Consider the following 7055-nt stretch of genomic DNA (forward strand, 5'->3'; position numbering starts at 1 on the left):
TTAAAAGCGCTGACATTCGTCGGCGCTTTTTTTCGCCTATTCAAATATTTACCCTCGGAGTACAGACGGAGCTTACATGGAGATTGTGATAGACCCCGCGCAGTTATGGCATCAATTTATAAGTTTTGCCAATGATTATAAACTGCTGACATCTCTAGTACTTTTAATTGTACTGCACTTTATCAAAAAGGGTGTGTTGCGCCTTATCAGGCGTATTAGTTCTCATCGTGGCGAAGACCGCCGAAACCAGATCAATATCCTAGAGCAGCTGGGTAATGCCTTTATCATCATTGTGTTAATGATGGTGTGGAGCTCTGAAATCCAAACACTGGCAATCTCCATTGCTGCCTTTATGGTGGCCATTGTGTTGGCAACCCGCGAGTTTATTCAGTGCTTTATGGGGTTCATTTACTACTTGGGCGCTCGGCCGTTCAGGGTAGGCGACTGGATCCAAATGAACAACATCATTGGTGAAGTGGTAGAAATGGACTGGGCAAAGACTGCGCTTTTAGAAGTAGACCCTGAAAGCTTTAACTACACGGGTAAACACGTGTACGTGCCTAATAGTCAGCTTGTAACTCAAACTGTGCGTAACCTTAACTTTATGCGTCGCTACCGTTTGCATTCATTTGAAATAGTGAATGAGCCTTCTGTTAACGCCTATAGTTTGCTTCCAGCGTTTCATGCCAGGGCACAGGCACATTGTGAATATTTCCGCGACGTAGCAGAGCGCTACAAAGGCCTAATTGAACGTCATCTAGAGCAAGAGTTTATTCGCATCGACCCAGAGGTCGAGATTAAAACCAATGAACTTGCCAAAGTGGTGGTAAAGGTAAGCTTGTTTTGCCCTACAGCCGAAGCTCATGAGTTAGAGCACAAAATGTGCTCAGACTGGTTAAGTCTGTGGTTCAAAGCGCAAAAAGAAGAGCAGCGCCAGCTTCATGCACAGCACAGCGATTCCTCTTCAGTGCAAAACCAAGCTAAAGCAATGCCCGAAGCACAGACAACTACTAGCGGTGCGCTATAGCGTTTATTCCAAGCACGTCCATTCTCGGTGACTGGTAAAGTGGCCTTGTAAAAAGGCCATTTGGTCAGCCAAAATTCGCCTGTTCATTAAATAAAAACGCTCGTACACATTTGGCCTAAACGGAACCGCGAGTAGGGGCATGTTGGCTTCTTCTGGCGTTTTAGCACCTTTCGCGTGATTACACCGCTGGCATGCAGTGGCAACGTTCGTCCAACTGTCTTTTCCGCCGCGAGAGCGTGGGATAATGTGGTCTCGGGTAAGCTGCTTTGGCGTAAACTTATTGCCGCAGTACATACACAGGTAGCTATCGCGCCTAAACAAATAGCGATTAGTAAGGGCAACTTTGCCAGACAAATCTGTTACCTTGCCGTCGCACGCGATAATACTAGACAGGGTAAGCTGACTTTGCAGCCCTTCGTGATTCCAGCCTCCCTTAAGCGTAATAGCATCGCTACCTAGCTCAAATAGCACCTTATCTTGACTGTAAAGCTTTGCGGCTTGTTCAACATCTATCCACTCTTGTGGCATGCCTGCTTTATTAAGTCGAAGTACCAACATGGTTATCTCCTTTAGCACACTAATATTAGACGTTCTTGTTGTGGTTAATCACTTCTGCGCATTGGTCGCACGAGATGTTTATTTAAGTTCTTACGTTGTTCGCTTTTTGTTCTAGCATACGCTGTTTTGTGTCAGTATGATGAAAATATAGTCAATAATTGAAATTTCACAGATATTTCATATAGTCATGGTGCTATAGGTGGTAGCGGTTAATGACCAAATAACACGACAAATTCCGCGCGGGGCTGCATTTGACCATGGTATTAACGCTACTTCATGGCTATACTATGCGCCGCGTTTAAAAGCGATAAAATAAAGATTGAAATTAAAGGACAAATAGTGACTCCTATTACTAAATCATTTCAGTATGGACAGCATACTGTAACTCTAGAGACGGGTGTAATTGCTCGTCAGGCAACAGCTGCGGTTCTTGCGAGCATGGACGACACGTCTGTACTGGTAACAGTAGTTGGTAAAAAAGAAGCCAAAGCAGATCAAGACTTCTTCCCACTTACTGTTAACTACCAAGAAAAAGCGTACGCTGCGGGTAAAATCCCAGGTGGTTTCTTCAAGCGTGAAGGTCGTCCATCTGAAGGTGAAACACTGATTGCACGTCTTATCGACCGTCCAATCCGCCCATTATTCCCAGAAGGTTTCAAAAACGAAGTACAAGTTGTTGTTACTGTAATGTCTGCTAACCCAGATATCCCTACAGACATCATCTCTATGATTGGTACTTCAGCAGCCCTTGCTATCTCTGGTATTCCTTTCAACGGCCCAATCGGTGCGGCTCGTGTTGGTTTTAGCAACGGTGAATACATTCTAAATACACGCGCAGAAGAGCAAGCTGAAAGCGAGCTTGACCTTGTTGTTGCGGGTACTGAAGGCGCAGTACTTATGGTTGAATCAGAAGCAAGCGTGCTTTCTGAAGACACCATGCTAGGTGCGGTTATGTTCGGTCACGAGCAAATGCAAACTGTAGTTAACGCGGTTAACGAATTTGCTGCTGAAGTTGGTACTGAGAAGTGGGACTGGGCACCAGAAGCAGAAAACACTGCGCTTAAAGACAAAGTTAAAGCACTAGCTGAAGCAGAAATGACTGCGGCTTACCAGATTTCTGACAAGTTAGAGCGTAAAGACGCAGTAACTGCAGCAACTGAAAAAGCCCTAGAAGCTATCCTTGCTGAAGACGAAGAACAAGACAAGAAAGAAGTACTAGACCTTCTTCACGATCTTGAGTCTGACGTTGTACGTTCACGCATCCTATCTGGCGCGCCACGTATCGATGGTCGTGACCCAGCAATGATCCGTGCACTAGACGTAGCAACAGGTATTCTTCCTCGTACTCACGGTTCTGCACTATTTACTCGTGGTGAAACGCAGGCACTTGTAGCTGCTACGCTTGGTACAGAGCGTGACGCACAGATGATTGACGAGCTTCAAGGTAAGCGCGACAGCCGCTTCATGCTTCACTACAACTTCCCTCCATACTGTGTTGGTGAAACCGGTATGATTGGTTCGCCTAAGCGTCGTGAAATTGGTCACGGTCGTCTAGCGAAGCGTGGTATTCAAGCAGTAATGCCAAGTGAAGAAGAATTCCCGTACGTAGTACGTGTGGTTTCTGAAATCACAGAATCAAACGGTTCATCATCAATGGCGTCTGTATGTGGTACTTCACTAGCGCTTATGGATGCAGGTGTTCCAATTAAAGCGTCTGTTGCGGGTATCGCAATGGGTCTAGTTAAGAGTGACGACAACTTTGTTGTACTTTCAGACATCCTTGGTGACGAAGATCACCTTGGCGACATGGACTTTAAAGTAGCGGGTACTACCGAAGGTATTACTGCACTTCAAATGGACATTAAGATTGAAGGTATTACTAAAGAAATCATGCAAATTGCGCTTAAACAAGCAAAAGAAGCACGTTTGCACATTCTTAACGTAATGGACGAAGCGATTGGCGGTCACCGTGAAGAGCTAAGTGAATTTGCTCCGCGCATTTACACAATGAAGATTGACCAAGACAAGATTCGTGACGTTATCGGTAAAGGCGGCGCAATGATCCGTCAAATTACTGAAGAGTCTGACACTAACATCGAGATTGAAGACGACGGTACTATCAAAATCTTCGCAACAGAGCGTGCGAAAGCAGACATCGCTATTAGCAAGATTGAGCAAGTAACGGCTGAAATTGAAGTTGGTAAGACTTACAACGGTAAGATTACACGTATTGTAGACTTCGGTGCGTTTGTAGAAGTACTTCCTGGTAAAGAAGGTCTTGTTCACATTTCACAAATCGCTCACGAGCGTGTGAACAAAGTAACTGACTACCTAGAAGAAGGCCAAATGGTTGACGTTAAGGTTATGGAAATCGATCGCCAAAACCGTGTACGCCTAAGCATTAAAGAGCTTCTAGAAAAGCCTGCGCCTAAGTCTGACGACGCAGAGTAATGCCAATTGGGTTTAAACCTAGTTAGCTGTATATAAGTAAAAAGGGAGCTTGGCTCCCTTTTTTCGTTTTAGGTTTTAAAAGAGATAGCGGGTTGGGTTTCATCCGTTAACCCACACATTCAAACCATAACGAAAAACGCTTTTTTAGAGGTATTAGATAATGGATAAGCAAACGCAAACCGAAGTAGAAGCAGCAGTATTTCGCCGCTTAGTAGAACACCTAGACGCAAATAAAGACGTTCAGAACATTGACCTGATGATTTTGGCCGATTTCTGCCGTAACTGCTTAGCAAAATGGTATTCGGCCGCTGCAAGCGAGCAGGGTGCTGATATCGACTACGAAGCCGCACGCGAAGTGGTATACAAAATGCCGTATTCAGAGTGGAAAGAGAAGCACCAGCTTCCTGCTACTGACGAGCAGTTGGAGAAGTTGGCTGCTAGGCAGGGGAAGTAGTTTTTAGTTTGGACGAAATTTGTTTTTGTGTTTTGAAGCCAGCTTATGCTGGCTTTTTTGTGTTTGGGTTGCGTGAATGACACCAAAATCATCTGCATGTCGATTTGTTGTTTTTAATAAATGAGCGAAAAACGACATTACGGTTTTTTCTTTATTTCTCTGGTGGTTATGGTTTAGAGTAGTGAGAAGTAAAAAGGAGAAGTGCCCTAAAGTGGTGTGGAATAGCATGACGGTTTGGGGACGAGTAAGCTGTTAGGCATCCAATTATGCACTCTACAAAACTAAAAGGAATAATCAGAAAATGAATCTGAATGAAGTCATAAGAATTATTAGGGAAATCGCAGTAATCTGTGTTGTCTTGCTGATCGGGTATCGAGTTATTAATTCAGATTTCAATATAAACCTAGGAACGCTTTCTGCTACAGATATAGTAGCATTATTGTTAGCTTTCTTTGCTATAGGGCTTTCTGCGGCATTCTATTTTAAAGGTTCTGATTCCAGTAATAAGTTTTATGACAATATGCATAAGTTCACTCAAGAGACATCCATTCTGCTTGGAAAAATTCAATCTGGTTTTGGTGAACAACTAAAAAATATAGAGCAAAAATCCCAAGATTTAAAGGAAAGTGTAGACAGGTACTACACGTCGAATGGCTCAAGTGTTTCTGAAGATATTGCAAGAGAGAAGGCCGCTACAGAAAAGCAGGTTTCAGATTCGGAACAGGAGCTCGGAAAAATAATTGAAACTTTATTTGAAAAATCAAAACTGGATGATTCTGAAAAACAAAATTTAAAATCGACCCTAAAAGAGAAAGAACTCGAACTTAAGAGATTGCAAAGTGAACTTAATTCAATCTCTAATGAAGAGCGAGCCACTTATGACCGGAAAATTAGTCGACATTTAACGAGGTTAGTACGTAGAGAAGTGGATAAAAGCGAAAACGATAAGCTGACACCTCTGGAAATTTTTTCAAATATCCTAATATCTAGCAATCAAACATTTTTAAGTGATTTGCATAAATTGGGTTATATAAAAACTGTGACCCCAGAAAGTGTTCAAGATATTACACTTAGTGGGGAAAAGTTATTTATGTCTATAATAAATCGGGTGCTGTCAGATGCCTAACAAGGCCTTAAAGTCGGATTCGTAACAGTTGGCTCGGTTCCGCTTCGCTTCACATTTTAGCCAACTATTACTCACCGCTTAAGGCGGCGTTAGGTAAACCTGTATATGGAAATTTTGGTTGCTGTAATTAGCTTGCTTGTTTTCGGGGTATTCCTCGCTGTAGCTGCAGCGCTATCTAAAGTTCCCGTTTTAGGCAATGTTTTAGATTTCTTTGCAGAGTTAGCCAGCGGACCTCGCTTTGTATATCTTGCTTGGCCGTGTCTACTGTCAACTGCTTACAGAAAAGAGTTAATTCTCGAGCATAAAAATAGAATTAAGTGGTTAGCTTGGGTAAGGACTCAACAAGACAGTCATCTTTTTACAACGGCATACTAAACAAGACAGGCATGTTTATAAACTCTCTAATTAAGGATAATTAAATGAATAAATTACTACCACTAATCTCTTTTATGTTTTTACTTGCACTTCCTTCAACGGCTTATGCTAAGGATGAATTGATAGTTATCCAAAAAGAGAGTAGTGATGGTAAGCAAAGAGAGGATTATTTCTACTTGATAGGTACTCAATCAAGAGGAAAGCCCGCCAACTTCACCTTGTGGCGAAATCAGTTTGATTTTGATAAAGCTTGGGATGGTAAAGGTAATCCTAAACTTACAATCGAAAATGCTGTTTTAAAAGCCAAGGAATTTTATAAACCTGAAGGCGCACTTCAATTAATCGGACTTGAATTACGGTTAGGTTATTCATTTGATTCTAATGTTTGGTATTATTTAATTAGCCTTGCAAAGGCTAGCGATATAACAGAACGAGGAGTTGAAAGTGATAATATTTATAGGGTTGTTGTATTAACAAGTGGAGAAGTTCTTCCACCATACACTCCAAAATAAAATACTAAACGAGACAGGCATGTTTATGTAATGTCGTCAGACCACGGCAATTCCGATGGTGGTGGTACCGGAGATATCGGAAGCGACGAGTACTCGCACTATAAAGCTCTGTAATATGTACTAGCTCATCGCTTTACTTTTCTAGCCACATTACGTCGTTATGCCCACCTGTCAGAATCTCTTATAGAAAGGCTATAATCCAGTAATAGCAAAGTCTATTGCACCTATTAGCAATTCACGGGATTGCGCCAAAGAACCGATGCAGTCCTTGAGCACATCTTCGGGTAAGGAACTAAGTTGTTGAGTCACGAATAGGTATGTCTCGCCTTCGAATTCTATCTCCGGCGTAAGATTTTTCATATAAAGACTATTTGTAGTCTTATTCTTTGTCAGCGGTACAACTAACCTTGTTGCTAATTGGTCAATTACAGAGTTTTGAACATCTACAAGAAAGGGGTATGTCCACTTCCCCTAAACTGAGACAGACTTAATTGGAGTTTTCTGCAATGATTAATGCAGGAGACGACTATGAAAAAATCACGCTACACAGAA

Annotated in this window: 7 protein-coding genes and 1 pseudogene; 6 read left to right on the plus strand and 2 right to left on the minus strand. The window is 42.3% G+C overall.

The window, feature by feature from the left end:
- Nucleotides 1-76 precede the first annotated feature (76 nt).
- Complete coding sequence (locus tag BZA03_RS19870) at nt 77-1027, plus strand: mechanosensitive ion channel family protein (protein ID WP_039229391.1); 951 nt, start codon at nt 77-79, stop codon at nt 1025-1027.
- Between the two features lie 3 nt (nt 1028-1030).
- Here BZA03_RS19870 and BZA03_RS19875 read toward each other — a convergent pair whose 3' ends face one another.
- Nucleotides 1031-1585, minus strand: a complete 555-nt coding sequence (locus BZA03_RS19875; RefSeq protein ID WP_014949384.1) for an HNH endonuclease — start codon at nt 1583-1585, stop codon at nt 1031-1033.
- Between the two features lie 339 nt (nt 1586-1924).
- Here BZA03_RS19875 and pnp point away from each other — a divergent pair, with 339 nt between their 5' ends.
- The 5 genes from pnp to BZA03_RS19900 all read left to right on the plus strand — a co-directional run bounded on the left by pnp (nt 1925) and on the right by BZA03_RS19900 (nt 6503).
- On the plus strand, nt 1925-4036 hold the full coding sequence (pnp, locus tag BZA03_RS19880) for a polyribonucleotide nucleotidyltransferase (protein WP_039229711.1): 2112 nt from the start codon (nt 1925-1927) through the stop codon (nt 4034-4036).
- A gap of 160 nt (nt 4037-4196) precedes the next feature.
- Nucleotides 4197-4490: a DUF1244 domain-containing protein gene (locus BZA03_RS19885; RefSeq protein WP_012518312.1), complete on the plus strand. Its 294-nt coding sequence runs from the start codon at nt 4197-4199 to the stop codon at nt 4488-4490.
- A gap of 301 nt (nt 4491-4791) precedes the next feature.
- Entirely contained in the window at nt 4792-5616 is an 825-nt protein-coding gene (locus tag BZA03_RS19890; RefSeq protein ID WP_110289666.1) for a hypothetical protein, read from the plus strand.
- Between the two features lie 105 nt (nt 5617-5721).
- The gene (locus BZA03_RS19895) at nt 5722-5991 is read left to right on the plus strand and encodes a hypothetical protein (RefSeq protein ID WP_110289667.1); all 270 of its coding nucleotides are present in this window, start codon (nt 5722-5724) and stop codon (nt 5989-5991) included.
- Between the two features lie 44 nt (nt 5992-6035).
- On the plus strand, nt 6036-6503 hold the full coding sequence (locus tag BZA03_RS19900; protein WP_110289668.1) for a hypothetical protein: 468 nt from the start codon (nt 6036-6038) through the stop codon (nt 6501-6503).
- Nucleotides 6504-6695: 192 nt separating this feature from the next.
- Here the strand turns inward: BZA03_RS19900 and BZA03_RS19905 are convergent.
- A pseudogene (locus BZA03_RS19905) lies at nt 6696-6953 on the minus strand (CcdB family protein); the annotation flags it as partial.
- Between the last annotated feature and the right edge of the window lie 102 nt (nt 6954-7055).

Origin of the sequence: Alteromonas sp. I10 (assembly GCF_003201515.1) — a bacterium.
Taxonomy (GTDB): domain Bacteria; phylum Pseudomonadota; class Gammaproteobacteria; order Enterobacterales; family Alteromonadaceae; genus Alteromonas; species Alteromonas macleodii.